We start from the raw sequence: 21,774 nt of genomic DNA, 5'->3' as shown, positions 1-21,774 counted from the left end.
CCAAACTCGACCTAACGCATCGGCAGCATAGAGTCATCTGACAGGTGGCTCTGTGCCAAGAGCGGATGTTAGGGTTGCAAACCTTGCTCTAATGATGCCGTAGGTTCTACAGAGGTTATGATTGACTGAGAGGGCGACTGATTTTTTAAACTTGTAAAATCAGTGATTTCAGCCTCATTGCGGTAATGGCATAATCAGGCTGGCGAAAGTGAGGGTGAGAATGGATAAAACATCTAAAAATCAGATAGTAGACAGCGATATTGCGCGTTTATTGCTTAAACATAGAAAGGCACGCAACTGGACGGTAGCAGAGCTTGCCCAACGGTCGGGCGTCAGTCAGGCCATGATCAGCAAGGTTGAACGGGGGGCTTCCAGTCCCAGCGCCACGATCCTCGGCCGTTTAGCCAATGCCATGAATATTACGCTATCAAAACTTTTCGCAGAGCTTGAGCAACACCAGAACTCACTGGTGCTCTTTGCTCATCAGCAGCAGCATTGGACAGATGAAAAGTCGGGCATTACCCGCTGGTCTCTGTCCCCAGCGGGCGCATGTCCCGAACTTATCAAAGTTGAAATTCCTGCTCTGGGTCAACTTACGATACCCGCTTCCGCCAGTGAGCATCTTTCCGGCCAAACGCTGTGGGTGTTGAGTGGCAGCCTTGATTTTCGGGTCAATAATCAAACCCATCATTTACGCGCCGGTGACTGTTTTGCCCTGACCTTTGCCAGCGAGTACCAAATGAGCAACCCCGACAGTGAGCAGGGTTGTGCGTACGTCGTTGCTTTTAGCCAAAAAAATCCATGAGGCGCCACTGCCACAACGGCTACATTCCCGCCGATCGGCTTAGGTGCAATAGGGGATAGGCCCTGCCTTGATTATCCAACTCGGAACGCCCTGAAACTTCAAAGCCCATATGTTGATAAAACCCGACGGCCTGTTGGTTTTGTTCATTCACATCGACACTTAAATCAGGATGAAGCGCCAGTGCATGTGATATCAACTGCTTGCCGACGCCACGTCCGCGAGCTGCAGCATCGACAAAAAGCGCCTCCAGATGACCATCATGTAAAAACATAAATCCCAGCGGATGGTCTTCCCGATCGGCGGCAACCCACACGGGGGTTTCAGAAAAAAAACCGACAACCTCTTTTTCGATCTCTTGTCGATCGTGCGCAGTGAGAAAGTCGTGCGTAGCATCTACAGAATTTTTCCAGATTCGTATAATTTCTGGCGCTTCAGATGGACGTGACATTCTGATTTTTAACATTCTTCTACCTTACCGTGGTCATTACTGGGTGTATTTACACACAAAATTAGTCCACGCGAATTTACTATAGTGAATTTAAATTCACAATAGTGAATTCAATGTGATGTCATGATACCCGACAGGAGAAGCGTTAACTCACTGACGCCATTGATCCGTTTTACCGGTTGTTAAACGTGGCCATTGCCGTTTCCTCCTTGAGACAGCATCGGGCCACTCATCAGCAGCGGTAAGTTACACCAACCCCATCCCCACCACACCGGTCAGTGCGCCGCACAGCGCCACCAGCGCCGCCGTCAGGCACAGCGCCCGGGCGGAGAAGGCTTTGTTGAGCATCAACAGCGAAGGCAGGCTGACCGCAGGTAGGGTCATCAGCAGTGCCAGCGCCGGGCCTGCGCCCATGCCCGCCAGCATCATGGTCTGTACGATCGGGATTTCCGCCGCGGTGGGGATAACAAACAGGCAGCCGACGATCGCCAGGCCGATGATCCACAGCAGGCTATTGTCGACGGCGCCGTCGGCGTGCGGGAACAGCCAGACCCGCGCCGCGCCCAGCGCCAGCACCGCCAGCACGTAGATCGGGATGGTCGACCAAAACAGCGCCCACAGCGCTTTGCCCCAGCGGGCGAGGAACGGCTGCTCATCGCTCTGCGCCATCATCAGCGGCGGCTGCGGCGCGGCGGGTTGCGGATCGTTGGCGGTCACGCGCTGCACCAGCCAGGCGATGCCCAGCACCATCACCACGCCCGCCACCAGGCGGATGGCGGCGAACGGCCAACCGAGCACAAACCCCATGAACACCAGCGTCGCCGGGTTCAATACCGGGTTGGCGAGCCAAAAGGCCAGCGCGGCGCCGCTGGACACCGACTGGCGGCGCATGCCGGCGGCAACCGGCGCGGCGCAGCAGGTGCACATCATGCCCGGCAGCGCGATCAGCGCCCCCAGCACGGTGCCGGAAAAACGCCGGTGGCCGAGCGTGCGCGCCAGCCAGTCGCGCGGGATCAGCACCTGCACCAGCGAACCTAACAGCACCCCGAGCAGCGCCGCCTTCCATACCGCGGTGAAGTAGACCAGCGCATACTGCCAGGCTGCCAGCCAGGGGCTCGCGGCGCCGTCGGCCAGGATAGATTTGCCGATCGAGTGGCTGTCCGCCGCCACGAACGCCTTGCCGTAGTAAGGCTGCCATTTGACGTAGTAGAGGCCGACGGCCACCACCAGCAGAAACAGGATCGGTTTCCACAGCGGCCAGGCGCGTGGGGCGGGTTCAGGGGCGTTCAGAGGTTGCGGCATAGTAGCGGCCAGAGTCAGTCAACAGAGGCGCCAGCATAGCGCGCCGTCGCCGCCCGTGCACGCCCGGGCTGTCCTAAATAGTTCATCTGTTCGCCACCGACGCGTAACGCGATTGTCATCTGCGCCCGGCACCATGATGCCAACTTGAAAACCACAGGGTAGACGCACGATGAAACGCACCGCTTCCGCCTTCATCGCACAGCCATCGGTATGACGAGGTTTTTATTATGATGGAGTTATCTAGACATCCGACCACTTACCCCACGCGCTATCAGCAGATCGCCGCACAGCTGGAACAGGAGCTGCGCACGCAATACCGCTGCGGCGACTACCTGCCTTCGGAACAGCAGCTGGCCGAGCGTTATCAGGTCAATCGCCACACCCTGCGCCGCGCGGTGGATCAGCTGGTGGAGCGCGGCTGGCTGCAGCGCCGCCACGGCGTCGGCATTCTGGTGCTGATGCGGCCTTACGACTACCCGCTGCACGCCAATACCCGCTTCAGCCAGAACCTGTTCGAGCAGGGCAGCCACCCCACCAGTGAGCGCTTACTCGCTGTCTTGCGCCCGTGCAACGGGCATGTTGCCAGCGCACTCTCGCGTGAAGAAGGCGAAATGGTGATCCACCTGCGCACCCTGCGCCGGGTCAACGGCGTGCCGATGAGCGTGATCGACCATTATCTGCCCGATCTGGACTGGTGGCCGGCGCTGCAGCAGTTCCACAGCGGTTCGCTGCACCAGTTTATCGAACAGCACCTGCAGCAGCCGCTGACCCGCCGCCAGACGCGCATCAGCGCGCGCCGCGCGCAGGCCAAAGAGAGCCGGCTGCTGGAGATCGCCACCCACGCGCCGCTGCTGTGCGTGCGCACCCTTAACGTCCGCAGCGGCGGCGAAGACGTGGCGGAATACTCCGTCAGCCTGGCCCGTGCCGACATGATTGAACTGACGATGGAGCACTGAATGCAAGCCTTAGAGTCGAGACAACGCTGGATGTCGGTGCTGGCGCACAGCCGGCCCGAGCAGCTGCGCAGCCACTGGCAGGCGCTGAACCTCAGCCCGGGTTACCGCAGCATCCGCGCGCCGGAGATCGGCCTGGCCCAGCTGCAGGGGCGCATGGGCGCTACCGGCCGCCGCTTCGTGCTGGGGGACATGACGGTCACCCGCGCGGTGGTGCAGCTGGACAACGGCGGCTACGGCTACAGCTATATCGCCGGGCGCGACAAGGCGCACGCCGAGCTGTGCGCGCTGGCCGATGCGCTGCTGCAACAGCCGGAACACGGCGAACGCCTGCAACAACAGCTGATCGCGCCGCTGGCCGCGCTGCAGCACGAACAGCGCCAGCTGCGCGCCCGGGCGATCGCCGCCAGCCGGGTGGACTTCTTTACGCTGGTGCGAGGGGATTAAGCCATGAGTTTATTGACCGGTTTTGAACAACCGATAGACCAATCGCAGCACGCTTTCCGTTTGATTCTTAAAGCCTTGAGCGAACCGGGCCACCGGGTGACGCTGCCGGCCGGCCCGGCCTGGGCGCCGCTGAACGCCGCCAGCACCGCCGCGCTGCTGACGCTGGCCGATCAGGAAACGCCGCTGCAGCTGTGCGCTGCGCTTAAAGGTGAGCGAGTGCTAACAAACATTCGTTTTCACAGCGGCGCGCCGCTGGCTGCCACGGTGCAGGAGGTCTGTTTTGCCCTGTTCGATGAGCAGCTGCAGGCCGCCGATCTGCTGGCGTTGCCGCACGGCACTGAAATCTCGCCGGAATGCGGCGCCACGGTGGTGGTGCAGCTCGCTGAACTGGAGAACGGCGCCGCGCTGCGCCTGACCGGCCCCGGCATCGAGAGCCAACGCCTGATAGCGCCGCGCCTGCCGCCGGCACTGCTGGATTACCTGGTCAACCGCCCGCAGCGCTTCCCGCTGGGGCTGGATATCTTGCTGACCTGCGGCGATCGCCTGCTGGCGATCCCGCGGACCACCCGCGTGGAGGTGTGCTGATGTACGTAGCGGTAAAAGGGGGCGAAAAAGCCATTGAGGCCGCCCATCAGCTGCAGGAACAGCTGCGGCGCGGCGACGAGGCGCTGCCGGCGATCGGCGCGGAACACATCGAACAGCAGCTGGGGCTGGCGGTGGATCGGGTGATGACCGAAGGCGGCATCTACGATCGCGAGCTGGCGGCGCTGGCCATCAAACAGGCCAGCGGCGATCTGGTGGAGGCGATCTTCCTGCTGCGCGCCTATCGCACCACCCTGCCGCGCCTGGCGGTCAGCGAGCCGCTGGCCAGCGAAAACATGCGGCTGGAGCGGCGCATCTCGGCGGTTTACAAGGACTTGCCCGGCGGGCAGGTGCTGGGGCCGACCTATGACTACACCCACCGGCTGCTGGATTTCGCGCTGCTGGCGGAAGGCGAGGCGCCGCGCGCGCCGCAGGCCGACGAACCGCTGCCGGACAACTGCAGCCACGTGTTCGATCTGCTGTGTCGCCAGCAGCTGGCGCGGGAGGAACAGGACGACGGCAGCGCGCCGGACGACATCACCCGCAACCCGCCGGTCTACCCCTGCTCGCGCTCGGCGCGCCTGCAGCAGCTGGTGCGCGGCGACGAAGGTTTTCTGCTGGCGCTCGGCTACGCCACCCAGCGCGGCTACGGCCGCAACCACCCGTTCGCCGGCGAGATCCGCACCGGCCACGTTTCGGTGGAGATCGTGCCTGAAGAGCTCGGTTTCGCCATCGATATCGGCGAAATCCTGCTGACCGAGTGCGAAATGGTCAACGGCTTCGTCGATCCCAAGGACCATCCGCCGCACTTCACCCGCGGTTACGGGCTGGTGTTCGGCCGCGCCGAACGCAAGGCGATGGCGATGGCGTTGGTGGACCGCGCATTGCAAAGCCCCGACTACGGCGAAGGCGTCGCCGGCCCGGCGCAGGACGAAGAGTTCGTGCTGGCCCACGCCGACAACGTCGAGGCCGCCGGCTTCGTCTCCCATCTCAAGCTGCCGCACTACGTCGACTTCCAGGCTGAACTGGAACTGCTCAAGCGGCTGCGACAGGAATACAGCGAGCGTCAGGAGGCCCGCGATGAGTGAAGTATTGACCGGCTATAACCTCGGTTATCTGGACGAGCAGACCAAGCGCATGATCCGCCGCGCCATCCTGAAGGCGGTGGCGATCCCCGGCTATCAGGTGCCGTTCGGCGGCCGCGAGATGCCGATGCCCTACGGCTGGGGCACCGGCGGCATTCAGCTCACCGCCAGCGTTATCGGCCGCGCCGACGTGCTGAAGGTGATCGACCAGGGCGCCGACGACACCACCAATGCGGTGTCGATCCGCCGCTTCTTCCAGCGCGTCGCCGGGGTGGAAACCACCGAACGCACGCCGGAGGCCACGCTGATTCAAACCCGTCACCGCATTCCGGAAACCGCGCTGCGCGAAGACCAGATCCTGATCTATCAGGTGCCGATCCCGGAGCCGCTGCGCTTTATCGAACCGCGCGAAACCGAGACCCGCAAGATGCACGCCCTGGAGGAGTACGGCGTGATGCAGGTGAAGCTGTATGAAGACATCGCGCGCTACGGCCATATCGCCACCACCTACGCCTACCCGGTGAAGGTCAACGATCGCTACGTGATGGATCCGTCGCCGATCCCAAAATTCGACAACCCGAAAATGCACATGATGCCGGCGCTGCAGCTGTTCGGCGCCGGGCGCGAGAAACGCATCTACGCCCTGCCGCCGTTCACCAAGGTGGAGAGCCTGGACTTCGACGACCATCCGTTCAGCGTGCAGCAGTGGGACGAACCCTGCGCGCTGTGCGGCTCGCGCCACAGCTATCTGGACGAGGTGGTGCTCGACGATCGGGGCAACCGCATGTTCGTCTGTTCGGACACCGACTACTGCCGGCAGCAGCTGGCGCAATCTTCGCAAGAGGCGCAGCACTGATGACTTCCACCCCTTTGAGCACCACCCCGCTGCTGTCGGTGAACCGGCTCACCCACCTGTACGCCCCCGGCAAGGGGTTCAGCGACGTGTCGTTCGACATTTACCCCGGTGAAGTGCTGGGCATCGTCGGCGAATCCGGCTCCGGCAAAACCACGCTGCTGAAGTCGATCTCGGCGCGGCTGGCGCCGCAGCACGGGCAGATCCTTTACCGCCCGCAGGCGGGCAAGGAACACGATCTGTATGCCATGGCGGAGAGCGATCGCCGCCGCCTGCTGCGCACCGACTGGGGCGTGGTGCACCAGCACCCGCTCGACGGGCTGCGGCCGCAGGTCTCCGCCGGCGGCAACATCGGCGAGCGGCTGATGGCCATCGGCCAGCGCCACTATGGCGACATTCGCCGCCAGGCCGGCCAGTGGCTGGAAGACGTCGAAATCCCGCTGTCGCGCCTCGACGATCTGCCGACCACCTTCTCCGGCGGCATGCAGCAGCGGCTGCAGATCGCCCGCAATCTGGTGACCCACCCCAAGCTGGTGTTTATGGATGAGCCGACCGGCGGGCTGGACGTGTCGGTGCAGGCGCGCCTGCTCGATCTGCTGCGCAACCTGGTGGTGGAGATGCAGCTGGCGGCGGTGATCGTCACCCACGATCTCGGCGTGGCGCGGCTGCTGGCCCACCGTCTGCTGGTGATGAAACAGGGCGAAGTGGTGGAGAGCGGCCTGACCGATCGGGTGCTGGACGATCCACACCATCCTTACACCCAGCTGCTGGTTTCTTCGGTGCTGTCGTAACCCAAGGCGATAACAGATGACTATGCAAATCCGAGTTGAACATCTCAGTAAAACCTTTGTGCTGCATCAGCAGTACGGCACCCGCCTGCCGGTGCTGCACGACGCCAACCTGACGGTCCACGGCGGCGAATGCGTGGTGCTGCACGGCCACTCCGGCAGCGGCAAGTCCACCCTGCTGCGCTCGCTGTACGCCAACTACCTGCCGGACAGCGGCCATATCTGGATCAACCACCAGGGCGACTGGCTGGACATGGTCAGCGCCGACGCGCGCCAGATTCTGGCGGTGCGCCGCCATACGCTGGGCTGGGTCAGCCAATTCCTGCGGGTGATCCCGCGCATCAGCGCGCTGGAGGTGGTGATGCAGCCGCTGCTGGAACAGGGCGTCGAGCGCGCCGAATGCCGCGACCGCGCCGAAGCGCTGCTCGCCGCGCTCAACGTGCCGCATCGCCTGTGGCCGCTGGCGCCGTCCACCTTCTCCGGCGGCGAACAGCAACGGGTGAACATCGCGCGCGGCTTTATCGTCGATTACCCCATTCTGTTGCTGGACGAACCGACCGCCTCGCTCGACAGCCGCAACAGCGCGGCGGTGGTACAGCTTATCGAACGCGCCAAGGCGCGCGGCGCGGCGATCGTCGGCATTTTCCATGATGAAGGCGTCCGCCGACAGGTCGCCGACCGGCTTTATGACATGCAGGCGCCACAGGCGCTGGAGGCCCTCTGATGATCGTCAATAACGTTAAGCTGGTGCTGGATGACCAGGTGGTGCAAGGCTCGCTGGAGATGCAGGACGGCGTGATCCGCAGCTTCGCCGACGGCCCGAGCCGGCTGCCGCAGGCGCTGGACGGCGACGGCGGCTGGCTGCTGCCGGGGCTGATCGAGCTGCATACCGACAACCTGGACAAGTTCTTCACCCCGCGCCCGAACGTCGACTGGCCGGCCCATTCGGCGATGAGCAGCCACGATGCGCTGATGGTGGCCAACGGCATCACCACGGTGCTGGACGCGGTGGCGATCGGCGACGTGCGCGACGGCGGCCACCGGCTGGAAAACCTGCAGAAGATGATCGACGCGGTGATCCACAGCCAGCGCGCCGGGGTGAACCGCGCCGAGCACCGGCTGCACCTGCGCTGCGAGCTGCCGCACGAGAGCACCCTGCCGCTGTTCGAACAGCTGATGGACAAGCCGGGCGTGTCGCTGGTGTCGCTGATGGACCATTCGCCGGGCCAGCGCCAGTTCGCCTCGCGCGAAAAGTACCGCGAATATTATCAGGGCAAATACCACCTCAACGATCAGCAGATGAGCGAGTACGAGGAAGAGCAGGTCGCCCTGTCCGCCCGCTGGGCCGCGCCAAACCGCGAGGCGATCGCCGCCCACTGCCGCGCGCGCCGCATCTCGCTGGCCAGCCATGACGACGCCACAGCCGCGCACGTGGCCGAATCCTGCGCGCTCGGCAGCGCCATTGCCGAGTTCCCCACCACCGAGGCGGCCGCCCGCGCTTCGCACCAGCAGGGCCTGCAGGTGCTGATGGGCGCGCCGAACATCGTGCGCGGCGGCTCCCACTCCGGTAACGTGGCGGCGCACCACCTGGCGGCGCTGGGGGTGCTGGATATTCTCTCTTCCGATTATTACCCGGCCAGCCTGCTGGACGCGGCGTTTCGCCTCGCGGCGGACGAACGCAACGCCTACGATCTGCCCCAGGCGGTGCGCATGATCACACGCAACCCGGCGCGGGCGCTGGATCTGCAGGATCGCGGCGCCATCGCCGAAGGATTGCGGGCGGATCTGGTGCTGGCGCGGCCGCACGGCGAGCACGTTTACGTGCAGAACGTGTGGCGCCAGGGCAGGCAGGTGTTCTGATGGCGCGGCTCATCTATCTGATGGGGCCTTCCGGCGCAGGCAAGGACAGCCTGCTGGCTGCGCTGCGGGCCGACGCCGACCGCGCGCCGCTGGTGGCGCACCGTTACATCACCCGGCCGGCAGACGCCGGCTGCGAGAATCACATCGCGCTGAGCGAACCCGAATTTCTGCGCCGCCGCGCCAAGGGGCTGTTCGCGCTCGACTGGCAGGCCCATCAGCAGCGCTACGCGTTCGGGATCGAAGTGGATCTTTGGCTGCTGCAGGGGATCGACGTGGCGGTCAACGGTTCACGCGCCCACCTGCCGCAGGCGCAGCAGCGCTACGGTGCGCAGCTGCTGCCGGTATGCCTGCAGGTCAACGCCGCGATCCTGCGCCGGCGCCTGCAGGATCGCGGACGGGAAAGCGCTGAACAGATCGAGCAGCGGCTGGCGCGGGCGGCGGAATATCAGCAGAGTCTGCCCGCCGGCTGCCGGGTGCTGCACAACGACGGCCCACTCGACGATACCCTGGCGGCGCTGCTGGCGCTGCTGCCTACCGCCACCCGACAAGCTCAGGATGCGATGCCATGAACGACTTTGCCCAGCCGAAAATCGGCGACAACGTGACCCTTAACCGCACCCGGCTCGGCCAGTATGTGCATCTGGCCGACGATGCGATCCTGGAAGAGGTGGAGATGGGGGACTACTCCTACACCGCCGGGCACAACCAGATCTTTTACGCCACTATCGGCAAGTTCGTTTCCATCGCCTCCTATGCGCGCATCAATCCCGGCAACCACCCGACCTACCAGCGCATCGCGCAGCACCACTTCACCTATCGCGCTTCCGAATACGGGCTGGGGGAAGACGACGCGGCGTTCTTCGACTGGCGGCGCGAGCACCACGTCACCGTCGGCCACGACGTGTGGATCGGCCATAACGCCATCCTGATGCCGGGCGTCAGCGTCGGCAACGGCGCGGTGATCGGCAGCGCAGCGGTGGTCACCAAGGACGTGGAGCCTTACAGCATCGTCGCCGGCGTGGCGGCCAAGAAGATCGGCATGCGCTTCGACGATGCGCTGATAGAGCGTATCGAACGCAGCCAGTGGTGGCACTGGGATCACGCCACGCTGCAGGCGCGGCTGGCGGATTTTCGCGACATCAACCGCTTTGCCCAGAAGTACCTTTAACGGAGGGGGAGCGATGCAACTGACCTTTCTCGGCACCGGCGGCGCGCAGCAGGTGCCGGTGTTCGGCTGCGACTGCCCTATCTGCCAACGGGCGCGGCGCGAACCGGCATTTCGGCGGCGCGCGTGCAGCGCCATGCTCAACTATCAGGGGGAAACGACCTTATTGGATGCGGGATTACCGGCTTTGGAGCGGCGATTTTCGGCGGGGCAAATTCAACGTTTTTTACTGACACATTACCACATGGATCACGTTCAGGGGTTATTTCCTTTGCGTTGGGGGTGCGGAAATTCCATTCCGGTGTATGGCCCACCGGATGAACAGGGCTGCGACGACCTGTTCAAACACCCGGGCATTCTGGCGTTTCAGCCGCCGCTGGCGCCCTTCGCCACCGTCGAACTGGGCGGCATGCGCATCACCCCGCTGCCGCTGCAACACTCCAAACTGACCCACGGCTATCTGATCCAGGCGGCGAGCGCTGCGCTGGCCTACCTGACCGACACCGTCGGCCTGCCGCCGGCCACCGCCGACTATTTGCAGAACGTGGCGCTGGATCTGCTGGTGCTCGATTGCAGCCTGCCGCCTCAGCCGCAGGCGCCGCGCAACCACAACGATCTGACCCGCGCGCAGGAGACGCAGCGGTTGCTGCAGCCCAAACGCACGCTGCTGACGCACATCAGCCATCATCTCGATCTGTGGCTGCTGGACAATGAACTGCCCGCCGGGCTGGAGCTGGCGTTCGACCACCTCAGCGTCAGCCTCGGTAGCAGTGCAGCCGATCCGACTCCAGCACCCTGACCCCTTCGCCCGGCGTGAACGCCTGCTGCAGCAGCGTTTGCGCCACGTCTTTGGCGGAGACGGCGCGCCATTTGCCGGGCAGCAGCCTGAACAACGGCAGCGAGAGGCGCTCCATCAGGCGCGGCGCAGGGCGATCCCCCACCAGCATGGAAGGCCGCACCAGCGTCAGGCGCGGCCAGCGCTGTTCGCGCAGCGCCTGCTCCATCTCGCCTTTGGTGCGGTTATACAGGAAGGTGGAATGCGCGTTGGCGCCCAACGCACTCACCACCAGACAGTGCTGCGCCCCCAACCGGCGGCCGGTCAGCGCGCTCTCCACCACCAGTTGGTAATCGACGTAGCGGAAGGCATCGGCGCTGCCCGCCGCCTGGCGGGTGGTGCCCAGGCAGCAGAACACCAGATCGACCGGCTGCTGCAGGCCGCTCAGCAGTTCGAACAGCGCATCGCCGACCGGGTTGGTCAGCTTGCCGTGCGGCGGCAGCGGCGTGCGCGTCGGCGCCACGATGGCCGTTACCTGCGGATCGCTTTGCAACAGCTGCAGCAACTCGCGCCCCACCAGCCCGGTTGCGCCGACTAACAGTGCTCGCGCCATGCAATCTCCCGTTGTAATCAATACGTCGACTTAAAGTATAGACCGCGCCCAATGCAGCTTCTTGCCGAAGCCGAGGGTGTTGTCGGTCATCTTCACCTCGTGCAGATCCAGCCGCCATACCGAGGCCTTCATCGCCCTGGCGATCGGGAAGCGCTTGCAGTAACGCGCGCGCGCCGCCTCGGCCTCTTCGCCGCTCAGCAGCACCGCCTCGGCGCGATACTGCACGCCGCGGATCAGCGCGATGCTTTTCGGTTTCGGCGCGATGGTGCCGACCACCCGGCCGTTGTTCAGCATCAGCCCACCGTGGCGGGTGTGCGGTTCGGTCATCAGCCACAGCGCCATCGTCGCGGCGTCGAACACGTAAAAACAGTTGGCGCACCACATGTCGAGACCGTCGCCGGCGCACAGCGTTAGGACATGTTGCTTGCCGATGAAATCCGCAATCTGTTGCCGTTGTTCTGGGGTATTCAAGGTTACTCACCTCCCGGTTCACTCACTTCATCTTACCCTGCGTTGTTGAAGCGAGTCACAAATAACGATAATCACCAAAAATCCCATGCGAATATAAAATCACAATATCTGTATTTTTACTCATTTCAGCATCAGGCGGGTTTATAACATAAAAAAAACAAACCGGATTTATTTGATCGTTAGGCAACCGATTAATTGCGCCATTCTTTTATTCCCATCCTGACGGCACGCAAATTTAGCGCGTCTGCCCGGCGCCGATTAGCAATTTATTTACATGCTCATTTGTCTGCCTGGCCGCGGTTTATGCAACTCACTGCATAATCAATGAATAGTTATTTATAAACACCGGCATTTATGTGATGGAAATCACGATTTTCTGCCCATCTTGCGTTAAAATAGCGCCATCTTTTCACTCAGCAAGGTGGATTAGAAAATGGAAAACAATAACCGAAAAATGGCGCACATCAGGCGCACAACCCATATTATGATGATGGCTCATCGCAGCTGCTTTAGTTTCGCATTCTTCAACTACAGATAACCCTCACCCCCTCGCTCTTACGCCGTTGTTAAGAGTGTCTTTGCGTTTCACTTTATTCTCCGCACTCCGGTGATAATGTCTTTCCCCCGCAAACCGGGAAGGGCGCGCAATACATTTTTAATACCGTCAAAGAGCCTCCAAGAAAAATAAAACAAAGAACACAGTTAATGCCTTAAGGCATCACTGGGTTCTCGTACACCTTTATTTTCGTGAAGGCGTTAGCGGCAAATGGAATTATTTGCCGGCGTAATGCCTTTGCCTGAAGAATGAGAAAAATGAAAAAATTAAAAATTGCCGCCAACACCCACACCCTCGGCTGCTTTGAAACCGAACGCGACATCGTCGATGTGCATCACAGCGATTTCAATGACGTCGCCGCCATCGTGCTGTCGGTAGAAGACGTTGCGCAAGGCATGGTGGCGCGCATCGAAGAGCACGGCCTGAACATTCCGCTGTTCGTCGCCGTCTGCTGCGAAGAAGAGCTGGATAACGCCGTATTGCCGGCGCTGCACGGTGTGTTTGAGCTGTGCGGCAAGAATACCCAGTTCTACGGCAAACAGCTGGAGGCCGCCGCCGCCAAGTATGAAAGCGAGCTGCTGCCGCCGTTCTTCAACACGCTGACGCAATACGTAGAAATGGGCAACGCCACCTTCGCCTGCCCCGGCCACCAGGGCGGCGAGTTCTTCCGCAAACATCCGGCGGGCCGCCAGTTCTTCGACTTCTACGGCGAAACGCTTTTCCGCTCCGACATGTGCAACGCCGACGTCAAACTGGGCGATCTGTTGATCCACGAAGGCGCGCCTTGCGCGGCGCAGCAGCACGCCGCCAAGGTGTTCAACGCCGACAAGACCTACTTCGTGCTCAACGGCACCTCGGCCTCGAACAAGGTGGCGACCAACGCCCTGCTGACGCGCGGCGATCTGGTGCTGTTTGACCGCAACAACCATAAATCCAACCACCACGGCGCATTGATCCAGGCCGGCGCCACGCCGGTTTATCTGGAAACCGCGCGCAACCCGTTCGGCTTTATCGGCGGCATCGACGCGCACTGCTTCGACGAGCGCTACCTACGCCAGCAGATCCGCGAAGTGGCGCCGGAACGCGCCAACGAAGCCCGCCCGTTCCGCCTCGCGATCATCCAGCTCGGCACCTACGACGGCACTATCTACAACGCCCGTCAGGTGGTCGACAAGATTGGCCACCTGTGCGATTACATCCTGTTCGACTCCGCCTGGGTGGGCTATGAGCAGTTCATTCCGATGATGAAAGACTGCTCGCCGCTGCTGCTGGAGCTGAACGAGAACGATCCCGGCATCATCGTCACCCAGTCGGTGCACAAGCAGCAGGCCGGCTTCTCGCAAACCTCGCAGATCCACAAAAAAGATAAGCATATCAAGGGGCAGAGCCGCTACTGCAACCACAAGCGCTTCAACAACGCCTTTATGCTGCACGCCTCCACCAGCCCGTTCTATCCGCTGTTCGCCGCGCTGGACGTCAACGCCAAGATGCACGAGGGCAAGAGCGGCCAGCGCCTGTGGCAAGAATGTGTGCGCGTGGGCATCGAAGCGCGCAAAATGCTGCTGGATACCTGCACGATGATCAAACCGTTCGTGCCGGATCAGATCGACGGCAAGCCGTGGCAAGCCTATGACACCGCGGCGATGGCCAACGATCTGCGCTTCTTCAACTTCGTGCCCGGCGAAAAATGGCACGCTTTTGAGGGCTATGCCGAATCGCAGTACTTCGTCGATCCGTGCAAACTGCTGCTCACCACGCCGGGCATCGATACCGCGACCGGCAGCTACAGTGAGTTCGGCATCCCGGCGACCATTCTGGCCAACTACCTGCGCGAAAACGGCATCGTGCCGGAAAAATGCGATCTCAACTCGATCCTGTTCCTGCTGACGCCGGCGGAAGACATCGCCAAGATGCAACACCTGGTGGCCCTGATCGCCCGCTTCGAGAAGCACATCGAGCAAAACTCCCTGCTCAGCGAGGTGCTGCCTGCGGTCTATAAAAACCACCAGCAGCGCTACAAAAACTACACCATTCGCCAGCTGTGCCAGGAAATGCACGACCTTTACGTCAGCTACGACGTTAAAGAACTGCAAAAAGAGATGTTCCGCAAAAGTTATTTCCCGCGCGTGGTGATGAATCCGCAGGACGCCAATACCGAGTTTGTACGCGGCAACGTGGAATTGGTCTCGCTGGCCAAGGCCGAGGGGCGCATCGCCGCCGAAGGCGCCCTGCCTTACCCGCCTGGCGTGCTGTGCGTCGTGCCCGGTGAAATTTGGGGCGGCGCCGCGCAGCGTTATTTCCTGGCATTGGAAGAAGGCATCAACTTATTGCCGGGATTCGCGCCGGAATTGCAGGGCGTTTATATCCAACAGGATGAGGACGGCTGGAACCGCGCTTACGGCTACGTCATGAAAAATTAATCACCTTACGGGGCGGCGATTATTCTCGCCGCCCGGATCGCATCCTAAAAGAGAAAATGATCATGAGTAAGTCCAACAATAAAATGGGGGTCGTGCAATTAACGATCCTGACCGCCGTGAATATGATGGGTTCCGGCATAATTATGCTGCCGACCAAGCTGGCCGAAGTGGGCACGATTTCGATCGTTTCCTGGCTGGTGACCGCCGTCGGCTCGATGGCGCTGGCCTACGCGTTCGCCAAATGCGGCATGTACAGCCGTAAATCCGGCGGCATGGGCGGCTACGCCGAATACGCCTTCGGTAAATCAGGCAACTTCATGGCGAACTACACCTACGGCGTTTCGCTGCTGATCGCCAATATCGCCATCGCCATTTCCGCCGTCGGCTACGGCACCGAGCTGTTCGACACCACGCTCAGCCCGCTCGGGATCTGTATCGCCACCATCGGCGTGCTGTGGCTGGCGACCGTCGCTAACTTCGGCGGCGCGCGCATCACCGGCAAAATCAGCGGCATCACCGTCTGGGGCGTGATCATTCCAGTGGTGGGCATCTCGGTCATCGGCTGGTACTGGTTCAGCGGCAGCGCCTACGTCGCCGCCTGGAATCCGCATCAGGTGCCGACCTTCGAAGCCATTGGCGCCTCGATCTCAATGACCCTGTGGGCGTTCCTGGGGCTGGAATCCGCTTGCGCCAACACCGACGTGGTGGAAAATCCGGAGCGCAACGTGCCGATCGCCGTACTGGGCGGCACACTCAGCGCGGCGGTGATCTATATCGTTTCGACCAACGTGATCGCCGGCATCGTGCCGAACATGGATCTGGCCAACTCCACCGCCCCGTTCGGGCTGGCGTTCTCCCACATGTTCAATCCGACGGTCGGCAAGATCATCATGGCGTTGATGGTGATGTCCTGCGTCGGCTCGCTGCTCGGTTGGCAGTTCACCATCGCCCAGGTGTTCAAATCCTCCGCCGACAGCGGCTTCTTCCCGAAAATCTTCTCCAAGCTGAGCAAGGCCGACGCGCCGGTCAAAGGCATGCTGACCATCGTCGTCATCCAGAGCGGTTTGTCTCTGATGACCATCAGCCCGTCGCTGAACAAGCAGTTCAACGTGCTGGTGAACCTGGCGGTGGTGACCAACATCATCCCTTACATCCTGTCGATGGCGGCGCTGGTCATTATTCAGAAAGTGGCGAAGGTGCCAGACAACAAGGCGCGCATCGCCAATATCATCGCCGGCATCGGCGCGCTGTACAGCTTCTATGCGCTTTACAGCTCCGGTGAGGAAGCGATGATGTGGGGCGCCATCGCCACCTTCCTCGGCTGGACGCTGTACGGCATCGTCTCGCCGCGCTTCGAGCTGGCGGGAAAAAAGGGGTAAAGCGGTAAGGCTCCGGCGGCCGGGGATGGGATTGTGACGGCGAACATGCCATCATACGCCGACCCTGGCCACCGAAACGGCGCACGATGACCGACACTACCCCCACTCCCTGGCACCTCTACATGCTGCGTTTACCGAGCGGCATGCTGTATACCGGCATCACCACCGACGTGGCGCGCCGCCTGGCGCAACATCAAGCCGGCAAAGGCGCCAAGGCGCTGCGTGGTAAAGGGGAGCTGACGCTGGCGTTTCACTGCCAGGTGGGGGATCGCTCAACGGCGCTGAAGCTGGAATACCGCGTCAAACAGCTGAGCAAAATACAAAAAGAGCGGCTGGTGAATCACCCGCCGCTGTCGTTGGAGTCTCTATTGCCGGTCGTTAAAAGCGATTAAACGGCGCAGAAAAAGCCACTTCGCCGCTGACGCCATTCAGAGCGTCTTGCGCCAGCGGATACACCTGGAATGCGCTTTCCGTGTCCGGCCAGCGACAATTCAGACCATAGGCGGCGGCCGGTTTGAAACCGAAGCGGCCGTAATAGGCCGGATCGCCCAGCACCACCACCGCGGCGTAGCTGAATTCGTTCAGCGAATCCAACCCCTCGTACACCAGCTTTTCAGCCAGCCCCTGACGGCGCAGGCTTTCATCTACCGCCAGCGGCGCCAGCGCCACCCATTGGCGATCTTCGCCGGCCACATCCACCGGGCTGAACGCGGCATAACCCACTACGCCGCCTTCGTCGTCAGTGGCGACCACGCCCAGCGTCAGCAGGCCGTCTTCGCGCAGCTGCTGCACCAGGTCGGCTTCATCGTCGCGGCCAAAGGCGCGGCGCAGCAAGGCATCGATACCCGCCGCGTCTACCGGTATCTCTACGCGGATCAGCATGATGCCGCCACACGGGAAGCCGACGCCGTGCCCTCCTGCAGCCCTGCTTCGACAAAATCAGCCAACTGCAACAGCCCCATGCGCAGCGGCGCAGGCATGCTTTCCAGCTCAATGGCGTCCATCAAATTTTTCACATACAGGCCCAATTCGGTATCCCCTTCAATCTGCAGCCGACGCTGAAAGAACAGCGTATCCGGATCTTGCTTACGCGCCGCGATCAGGATCAGATCGTTGGCGTCGCCGCTGAAGCTGACGTCCGCTTCGGCGTGCTGGCTGACCACCAGTTTGTCGTTTTCTACCGTCATAAACCATTGTAGCGCCAGATCGCGAACTTCGATCTTTAACCAGCGCGATTCGAGAAATTCCAGATCGCCATCCGCCAACGCCTGGCGGAACTGCCAGCTCAGCACCTGTTGCAGCAGTTGGCGCTGCAGAGCGAACGGCGTGAATTTCAGCGGGATGCGCAGCAGCGACGGCCCCTGGCGCACAAGACGTGCTCGTAGTTGTTCCAACACGGTCATCCACTCCTTTCAATACGGACTACCGCTATTTTGCCACACTGACGCGCGGCTTCAGCGGTCTATATCAACAAATAGTGCATTTCACCGCCATGTTTATCAATACGCCATAAGCTGCCTCAAATCAAAACCCGTGCGCGCCCCTTTGCCTAAAATGGCCTCCCCGATTCGCGTTTGCCGGCGGAACACCGTCGTCGGCAACCTTTAAAGACAGCGTGCGCCCGGCCGGGCGTACGGCTAAGCCAGGATAAATCTATGGAGCTGCTTTGTCCCGCCGGCAACCTGCCGGCCCTGAAGGCCGCGGTGGATAACGGCGCCGATGCCGTTTACATCGGGCTGAAAGACGATACCAACGCGCGCCACTTCGCCGGCCTCAACTTCACCGAGAAAAAGCTGCAGGAAGCGGTCGATTACGTGCATCGCCACGGCCGCAAACTGCATATCGCCATCAACACCTTCGCCCATCCCGACGGCTACGCCCGCTGGCAGCGCGCGGTGGATATGGCCGCCCAACTGGGCGCCGACGCGTTGATTCTGGCGGATCTGGCGATGCTGGAATACGCCGCCCAGCGCTACCCGCAGCTGGAACGCCACGTTTCGGTGCAGGCTTCCGCCACCAATGAGGAGGCGATCCGTTTCTACCAGCGCAACTTCGAGGTCGGCCGGGTGGTGCTGCCGCGGGTGCTGTCGATGCACCAGGTGAAACAGCTGGCGCGCACCAGCCCGGTGCCGCTGGAAGTGTTCGCCTTCGGCAGCCTGTGCATCATGGCCGAGGGGCGCTGCTACCTCTCCTCCTACCTGACCGGCGAGTCGCCGAACACCGTCGGCGCCTGTTCGCCGGCGCGTTTCGTGCGCTGGCAGCAAACCGCACAGGGCATGGAGTCGCGCCTGAACGACGTGCTGATCGACCGCTATCAGGACCACGAAAACGCCGGTTACCCGACGCTGTGCAAGGGCCGCTATCTGGTGGACGACGTGCGCTACCACGCGCTGGAAGAGCCCACCAGCCTCAATACCCTGGAGCTGCTGCCGGAGCTGCTGGCCGCCAACATCGCTTCGGTGAAGATCGAAGGCCGCCAGCGCAGCCCGGCTTACGTCAGCCAGGTGGCGCGCGTCTGGCGCCAGGCGATCGACCGTTGCCAGGCCGATCCGGCCGCCTACCGCGCCGACGCAGCCTGGATGGAGACGCTGGGCGCGATGTCCGAAGGCACCCAAACCACGCTGGGCGCCTATCACCGCAAATGGCAGTAGCCGGAGGAAACATGAAATACGCACTAGGGCCGGTACTCTACTACTGGCCGAAAAACGACATCGCAACGTTCTATCAACAGGCGGCGGACAGCAGCGCCGACATCATTTATCTCGGCGAGAGCGTCTGCGCCAAGCGCCGCGAGATGAAGGTCGGTGACTGGCTGGCGCTGGCGCGCGAAATCGCCCGCAGCGGTAAACAGGTGGTGATCTCCACGCTGGCGCTGCTGCAGGCGCCGTCCGAACTGAATGAGCTGAAACGCTATGTGGAAAACGGCGAGTTCCTGTTTGAAGCCAACGATCTGGGCGCGGTGAACATGGCGGCGGAGCGCGGCCTGCCGTTCGTCGCCGGCCATGCGCTGAACTGCTACAACGCCTATACCCTGCGCCTGCTGCGCCGCCAGGGCATGATCCGCTGGTGCATGCCGGTCGAGCTGTCGCGCGACTGGCTGGCCAATCTGCTGACGCAGTGCGACGAGCTGGGCTTCCGCCACGACTTCGAGGTGGAGGTGCTGAGCTACGGCCATCTGCCGCTGGCCTATTCCGCGCGCTGCTTCACCGCCCGCTCGGAGAACCGCGGCAAGGACGAGTGCGAAACCTGCTGCATCAAGTACCCGCAGGGCCGCATGATGCGTTCGCAGGAACAACAGCAGGTGTTCGTACTCAACGGCATCCAGACGATGAGCGGTTACTGCTATAACCTCGGTAACGAGCTGCCGAACATGCAAGGGCTGGTGGACATCGTGCGGCTGTCGCCGCAGGGCGCCGAGACGCTGGCGCAGATCGATGCCTTCCGCGCCAACGAGCGCGGCGAGCAGCCGCTGGCCTTGACCGACCACGCCGACTGCAACGGCTACTGGCGCCGCGTGGCCGGGTTGGCGTTGGTGGGATGATGGAGGCCGGCGCCGGGCTTTCCCTCGCCTGAGGGCCCTTTCAACGCCATTATTCGGCTGGCCGCCCGCGAGGAGAATGCGCCCGAAACCACACATCGGGCGCATTCAGCCAGAACAACGGCAGGCGATTACCCTTTCAACGCAATTCGCTTTAATGACTGCCACAGGCGTTCTTTATCGCCAACTTTCAGGTGGGTTTGTTCCAGGGATTTCATAAAAACAAACCTGTCATTAAAGCGCTCGCCTTTCTTCAATTTATTGCTGACGCTGGTCAAAATCTGGGTATTCAGCCGGCTGATTTTCGCTCTCACACTGTCCAGCGATTCAGGCTGCCAGCCGTTTTCCGGCGCCGACAGCCAGTCTGCCCGGTAGCGATACTGAATCGCTTTGGCCGCATCCATTTGCGCCTGTATAAAAGGAGCCACCGACTTGCCATCCAATCCCAATGCTTCCGCCTCGCGGACTGAGTTGGCCAATACGTTGGCCTCCTGAGGCAAATCCTCAATGGCCAGATGGTTGTTTGCCTTATACCCGGCAACGTCTTTCATGTAAGACAATCGCTGGTTAATCAATGAGGCGGTCTCGTCGGTTTGAATAGGCTTTGCCACCGCCGTGATAGAGAAAAATAATCCAGCCAAAAGCAGCAACCCTCTCGTCACTTTAAAATCCATTTAACCTCTCCTGTCACAGCCCTGTTGGCAGTGGTTTTTGGCTCGCAACGAAATTCGCTATGCGTGCATAATCTTTTGCCACCGCCGGATGTTTGCGCCCGGGAAGAAACTCGAAGCTGCAGCGCTCGCCGTCTTTCACTAACTGCGACGCCAGATTCCTGACCTTCAACCTTGGGTTATCCCCTATGCGCTGGAAGATCTCTTTCTCAAGATCGGTACTGTCCGGCTCCGCCCGCTCCTCGCGGCTGCCTAAGAGCAGCGATAACCAATCAATGCTTGCGGCAAGCTTAGCGTCGCCTTCGGGCAGCACTGCGCCATTCGCCCACCAGAGCGCGGGACTGGCGGCAACATAGCGCTGAAAAGCCGTTTGATGATGAAACGCCACGTATAAGGTGAAATGCCCGCCAAACGAATGCCCCGCCAGCGTTTGCATTTGCTTATTGACCTTAAAACGACATTCGACCCACGGTTTGACGACATCCTGAATAAATCGATAAAATTGCTCCGCTCCGCCCCCGTCTTTAAAGCGCTCGCTGCCATCGCTCACCGTATAGTCGAATGTGCGAGCCGCCTTAATATCGACCCCCTCCTGATAACCGATTCCAATATAAAGCACAGGGGATACATCATCACCGTGATAACCCGCCTTAATTAGGGTCTCAAAGTGTCTGTTGGCATCTAAAAAATACAACGGATTTAATTCGTTGCACCCAACATGCCGTTTATCGCATGCCAGGAAGACCTTATATTTTTGTCCATGATATTCAAACAGAACCGTTTGAACGCTTAACTTACCCGTCATACATCATGCTCCTTCATATTTATTACATAACGGCACCTATCTGAAACATCCCGTTTACAGACCAATCTCATGACTATGAGCGAGCAATCCATTTAATTACCCTACAATTAATGATTTCCGCACGCTAAGATCGTAAATCCCGAGGAGTTCATCACACACATCAACAATTAATAAGATCTAATCATTTTGAGCGAAATAGAAATATAACAATTAAAATTGGATAAGCAATGTTCTATCCCGGCAAATATCACTTTTGGC

At 61.2% G+C, this 21,774-nt stretch carries 26 protein-coding genes; 18 read left to right on the top strand and 8 right to left on the bottom strand.

What is annotated here, in order from left to right:
- Positions 1-220: 220 nt before the first annotated feature.
- Positions 221-805 (top strand): helix-turn-helix domain-containing protein, encoded by a 585-nt coding sequence (locus CPH57_RS23095; protein ID WP_043139204.1) that lies wholly within the window; start codon positions 221-223, stop codon positions 803-805.
- A 19-nt stretch (positions 806-824) separates the two neighbouring features.
- On the opposite strand, the gene CPH57_RS23090 is transcribed toward CPH57_RS23095, so the two are convergent.
- Both CPH57_RS23090 and CPH57_RS23085 read right to left on the bottom strand, forming a co-directional pair.
- A complete protein-coding gene (locus CPH57_RS23090; protein ID WP_096242741.1) occupies positions 825-1,268 on the bottom strand; it encodes an acetyltransferase in 444 nt (147 codons plus the stop codon).
- 231 nt (positions 1,269-1,499) lie between these two features.
- The gene (locus CPH57_RS23085; protein WP_096242740.1) at positions 1,500-2,555 is read right to left on the bottom strand and encodes a permease; all 1,056 of its coding nucleotides are present in this window, start codon (positions 2,553-2,555) and stop codon (positions 1,500-1,502) included.
- Positions 2,556-2,782: 227 nt separating this feature from the next.
- Here CPH57_RS23085 and phnF point away from each other — a divergent pair, with 227 nt between their 5' ends.
- The 11 genes from phnF to phnP are packed head-to-tail and all read left to right on the top strand — an operon-like array spanning position 2,783 to position 11,087.
- The gene (phnF, locus tag CPH57_RS23080) at positions 2,783-3,511 is read left to right on the top strand and encodes a phosphonate metabolism transcriptional regulator PhnF (protein WP_015376439.1); all 729 of its coding nucleotides are present in this window, start codon (positions 2,783-2,785) and stop codon (positions 3,509-3,511) included.
- On the top strand, positions 3,512-3,955 hold the full coding sequence (gene phnG, locus CPH57_RS23075) for a phosphonate C-P lyase system protein PhnG (RefSeq protein ID WP_019453314.1): 444 nt from the start codon (positions 3,512-3,514) through the stop codon (positions 3,953-3,955). It abuts the gene before it with no gap.
- A gap of 3 nt (positions 3,956-3,958) precedes the next feature.
- Positions 3,959-4,540, top strand: a complete 582-nt coding sequence (phnH, locus tag CPH57_RS23070; protein ID WP_096242739.1) for a phosphonate C-P lyase system protein PhnH — start codon at positions 3,959-3,961, stop codon at positions 4,538-4,540.
- Positions 4,540-5,625 carry a carbon-phosphorus lyase complex subunit PhnI gene (locus CPH57_RS23065; RefSeq protein ID WP_033641675.1) on the top strand — a complete coding sequence of 362 codons (1,086 nt, stop codon included), beginning with the start codon at positions 4,540-4,542 and terminating at the stop codon, positions 5,623-5,625. The genes phnH and CPH57_RS23065 overlap by 1 nt, the downstream gene beginning before the upstream one ends.
- Positions 5,618-6,478 carry an alpha-D-ribose 1-methylphosphonate 5-phosphate C-P-lyase PhnJ gene (locus CPH57_RS23060; RefSeq protein WP_004933420.1) on the top strand — a complete coding sequence of 287 codons (861 nt, stop codon included), beginning with the start codon at positions 5,618-5,620 and terminating at the stop codon, positions 6,476-6,478. Before CPH57_RS23065 ends, CPH57_RS23060 begins: the two co-directional genes overlap by 8 nt.
- Positions 6,478-7,266, top strand: coding sequence for a phosphonate C-P lyase system protein PhnK (gene phnK / locus CPH57_RS23055; RefSeq protein ID WP_033641674.1), 789 nt, complete (start codon positions 6,478-6,480; stop codon positions 7,264-7,266). The genes CPH57_RS23060 and phnK overlap by 1 nt, the downstream gene beginning before the upstream one ends.
- Positions 7,267-7,282: 16 nt before the next feature.
- Entirely contained in the window at positions 7,283-7,987 is a 705-nt protein-coding gene (gene phnL / locus CPH57_RS23050; protein ID WP_033641673.1) for a phosphonate C-P lyase system protein PhnL, read from the top strand.
- Positions 7,987-9,123, top strand: coding sequence for an alpha-D-ribose 1-methylphosphonate 5-triphosphate diphosphatase (gene phnM, locus CPH57_RS23045; protein ID WP_060660027.1), 1,137 nt, complete (start codon positions 7,987-7,989; stop codon positions 9,121-9,123). Before phnL ends, phnM begins: the two co-directional genes overlap by 1 nt.
- Positions 9,123-9,692 (top strand): ribose 1,5-bisphosphokinase, encoded by a 570-nt coding sequence (gene phnN, locus CPH57_RS23040; protein WP_033641672.1) that lies wholly within the window; start codon positions 9,123-9,125, stop codon positions 9,690-9,692. Before phnM ends, phnN begins: the two co-directional genes overlap by 1 nt.
- Positions 9,689-10,291, top strand: a complete 603-nt coding sequence (locus CPH57_RS23035; RefSeq protein WP_015376431.1) for a DapH/DapD/GlmU-related protein — start codon at positions 9,689-9,691, stop codon at positions 10,289-10,291. The genes phnN and CPH57_RS23035 overlap by 4 nt, the downstream gene beginning before the upstream one ends.
- A gap of 13 nt (positions 10,292-10,304) precedes the next feature.
- Positions 10,305-11,087, top strand: a complete 783-nt coding sequence (gene phnP, locus CPH57_RS23030) for a phosphonate metabolism protein PhnP (protein WP_089195396.1) — start codon at positions 10,305-10,307, stop codon at positions 11,085-11,087.
- Here phnP and CPH57_RS23025 read toward each other — a convergent pair.
- Entirely contained in the window at positions 11,044-11,676 is a 633-nt protein-coding gene (locus tag CPH57_RS23025) for an NAD(P)H-binding protein (RefSeq protein WP_033641670.1), read from the bottom strand. The two genes, phnP and CPH57_RS23025, sit on opposite strands and share 44 nt — an antisense overlap.
- Before the next feature lie 30 nt (positions 11,677-11,706).
- Positions 11,707-12,147: a YhbP family protein gene (locus tag CPH57_RS23020; protein WP_015376428.1), complete on the bottom strand. Its 441-nt coding sequence runs from the start codon at positions 12,145-12,147 to the stop codon at positions 11,707-11,709.
- A gap of 433 nt (positions 12,148-12,580) precedes the next feature.
- Between CPH57_RS23020 and speFL the strand changes: the two genes are divergently transcribed.
- From speFL to CPH57_RS23000, 4 genes are all read left to right on the top strand, one after another.
- Positions 12,581-12,685: a leader peptide SpeFL gene (gene speFL, locus CPH57_RS23015; RefSeq protein WP_004933443.1), complete on the top strand. Its 105-nt coding sequence runs from the start codon at positions 12,581-12,583 to the stop codon at positions 12,683-12,685.
- A gap of 275 nt (positions 12,686-12,960) precedes the next feature.
- Positions 12,961-15,123, top strand: coding sequence for an ornithine decarboxylase SpeF (speF, locus tag CPH57_RS23010; protein ID WP_033651471.1), 2,163 nt, complete (start codon positions 12,961-12,963; stop codon positions 15,121-15,123).
- A gap of 62 nt (positions 15,124-15,185) precedes the next feature.
- A complete protein-coding gene (potE, locus tag CPH57_RS23005) occupies positions 15,186-16,502 on the top strand; it encodes a putrescine-ornithine antiporter (protein ID WP_096242864.1) in 1,317 nt (438 codons plus the stop codon).
- An 86-nt stretch (positions 16,503-16,588) separates the two neighbouring features.
- Positions 16,589-16,894, top strand: a complete 306-nt coding sequence (locus CPH57_RS23000) for a GIY-YIG nuclease family protein (protein WP_139120340.1) — start codon at positions 16,589-16,591, stop codon at positions 16,892-16,894.
- Here the strand turns inward: CPH57_RS23000 and CPH57_RS22995 are convergent.
- Together CPH57_RS22995 and CPH57_RS22990 are read right to left on the bottom strand one after the other, a co-directional pair.
- Positions 16,881-17,384, bottom strand: coding sequence for a GNAT family N-acetyltransferase (locus CPH57_RS22995; protein ID WP_021504238.1), 504 nt, complete (start codon positions 17,382-17,384; stop codon positions 16,881-16,883). The two genes, CPH57_RS23000 and CPH57_RS22995, sit on opposite strands and share 14 nt — an antisense overlap.
- Positions 17,378-17,905, bottom strand: coding sequence for an SCP2 domain-containing protein (locus CPH57_RS22990; protein ID WP_169539846.1), 528 nt, complete (start codon positions 17,903-17,905; stop codon positions 17,378-17,380). The genes CPH57_RS22995 and CPH57_RS22990 overlap by 7 nt, the downstream gene beginning before the upstream one ends.
- A gap of 252 nt (positions 17,906-18,157) precedes the next feature.
- Between CPH57_RS22990 and CPH57_RS22985 the strand changes: the two genes are divergently transcribed.
- Positions 18,158-19,153, top strand: coding sequence for a peptidase U32 family protein (locus tag CPH57_RS22985; protein ID WP_033641666.1), 996 nt, complete (start codon positions 18,158-18,160; stop codon positions 19,151-19,153).
- Between the two features lie 11 nt (positions 19,154-19,164).
- Positions 19,165-20,043, top strand: a complete 879-nt coding sequence (locus CPH57_RS22980; protein WP_033641665.1) for a U32 family peptidase — start codon at positions 19,165-19,167, stop codon at positions 20,041-20,043.
- Between the two features lie 128 nt (positions 20,044-20,171).
- Here the strand turns inward: CPH57_RS22980 and CPH57_RS22975 are convergent, their stop codons facing one another.
- Both CPH57_RS22975 and CPH57_RS22970 read right to left on the bottom strand, forming a co-directional pair.
- Positions 20,172-20,714, bottom strand: coding sequence for a chorismate mutase (locus CPH57_RS22975; protein WP_033641664.1), 543 nt, complete (start codon positions 20,712-20,714; stop codon positions 20,172-20,174).
- Positions 20,715-20,727: 13 nt separating this feature from the next.
- On the bottom strand, positions 20,728-21,516 hold the full coding sequence (locus tag CPH57_RS22970; protein WP_047572968.1) for an alpha/beta hydrolase: 789 nt from the start codon (positions 21,514-21,516) through the stop codon (positions 20,728-20,730).
- Positions 21,517-21,774 lie beyond the last annotated feature (258 nt).

The sequence above is a fragment of the Serratia sp. JKS000199 genome (assembly GCF_900215455.1).
Classification (GTDB): Bacteria; Pseudomonadota; Gammaproteobacteria; order Enterobacterales; family Enterobacteriaceae; genus Serratia; species Serratia ureilytica.
This window is presented reverse-complemented; position numbering and strand designations above follow the sequence as displayed.

Bases quoted from the DNA above. Each gene is read 5' to 3' on its own strand.
- CPH57_RS23095 (WP_043139204.1), top strand. From the start codon at position 221: ATGGATAAAACATCTAAAAATCAGATAGTAGACAGCGATATTGCGCGT.
- CPH57_RS23090 (WP_096242741.1), bottom strand. From the start codon at position 1,268: ATGTTAAAAATCAGAATGTCACGTCCATCTGAAGCGCCAGAAATTATA.
- CPH57_RS23085 (WP_096242740.1), bottom strand. From the start codon at position 2,555: ATGCCGCAACCTCTGAACGCCCCTGAACCCGCCCCACGCGCCTGGCCG.
- phnF (WP_015376439.1), top strand. From the start codon at position 2,783: ATGATGGAGTTATCTAGACATCCGACCACTTACCCCACGCGCTATCAG.
- phnG (WP_019453314.1), top strand. From the start codon at position 3,512: ATGCAAGCCTTAGAGTCGAGACAACGCTGGATGTCGGTGCTGGCGCAC.
- phnH (WP_096242739.1), top strand. From the start codon at position 3,959: ATGAGTTTATTGACCGGTTTTGAACAACCGATAGACCAATCGCAGCAC.
- CPH57_RS23065 (WP_033641675.1), top strand. From the start codon at position 4,540: ATGTACGTAGCGGTAAAAGGGGGCGAAAAAGCCATTGAGGCCGCCCAT.
- CPH57_RS23060 (WP_004933420.1), top strand. From the start codon at position 5,618: ATGAGTGAAGTATTGACCGGCTATAACCTCGGTTATCTGGACGAGCAG.
- phnK (WP_033641674.1), top strand. From the start codon at position 6,478: ATGACTTCCACCCCTTTGAGCACCACCCCGCTGCTGTCGGTGAACCGG.
- phnL (WP_033641673.1), top strand. From the start codon at position 7,283: ATGACTATGCAAATCCGAGTTGAACATCTCAGTAAAACCTTTGTGCTG.
- phnM (WP_060660027.1), top strand. From the start codon at position 7,987: ATGATCGTCAATAACGTTAAGCTGGTGCTGGATGACCAGGTGGTGCAA.
- phnN (WP_033641672.1), top strand. From the start codon at position 9,123: ATGGCGCGGCTCATCTATCTGATGGGGCCTTCCGGCGCAGGCAAGGAC.
- CPH57_RS23035 (WP_015376431.1), top strand. From the start codon at position 9,689: ATGAACGACTTTGCCCAGCCGAAAATCGGCGACAACGTGACCCTTAAC.
- phnP (WP_089195396.1), top strand. From the start codon at position 10,305: ATGCAACTGACCTTTCTCGGCACCGGCGGCGCGCAGCAGGTGCCGGTG.
- CPH57_RS23025 (WP_033641670.1), bottom strand. From the start codon at position 11,676: ATGGCGCGAGCACTGTTAGTCGGCGCAACCGGGCTGGTGGGGCGCGAG.
- speFL (WP_004933443.1), top strand. From the start codon at position 12,581: ATGGAAAACAATAACCGAAAAATGGCGCACATCAGGCGCACAACCCAT.
- speF (WP_033651471.1), top strand. From the start codon at position 12,961: ATGAAAAAATTAAAAATTGCCGCCAACACCCACACCCTCGGCTGCTTT.
- potE (WP_096242864.1), top strand. From the start codon at position 15,186: ATGAGTAAGTCCAACAATAAAATGGGGGTCGTGCAATTAACGATCCTG.
- CPH57_RS23000 (WP_139120340.1), top strand. From the start codon at position 16,589: ATGACCGACACTACCCCCACTCCCTGGCACCTCTACATGCTGCGTTTA.
- CPH57_RS22995 (WP_021504238.1), bottom strand. From the start codon at position 17,384: ATGCTGATCCGCGTAGAGATACCGGTAGACGCGGCGGGTATCGATGCC.
- CPH57_RS22990 (WP_169539846.1), bottom strand. From the start codon at position 17,905: ATGACCGTGTTGGAACAACTACGAGCACGTCTTGTGCGCCAGGGGCCG.
- CPH57_RS22985 (WP_033641666.1), top strand. From the start codon at position 18,158: ATGGAGCTGCTTTGTCCCGCCGGCAACCTGCCGGCCCTGAAGGCCGCG.
- CPH57_RS22980 (WP_033641665.1), top strand. From the start codon at position 19,165: ATGAAATACGCACTAGGGCCGGTACTCTACTACTGGCCGAAAAACGAC.
- CPH57_RS22975 (WP_033641664.1), bottom strand. From the start codon at position 20,714: ATGGATTTTAAAGTGACGAGAGGGTTGCTGCTTTTGGCTGGATTATTT.
- CPH57_RS22970 (WP_047572968.1), bottom strand. From the start codon at position 21,516: ATGACGGGTAAGTTAAGCGTTCAAACGGTTCTGTTTGAATATCATGGA.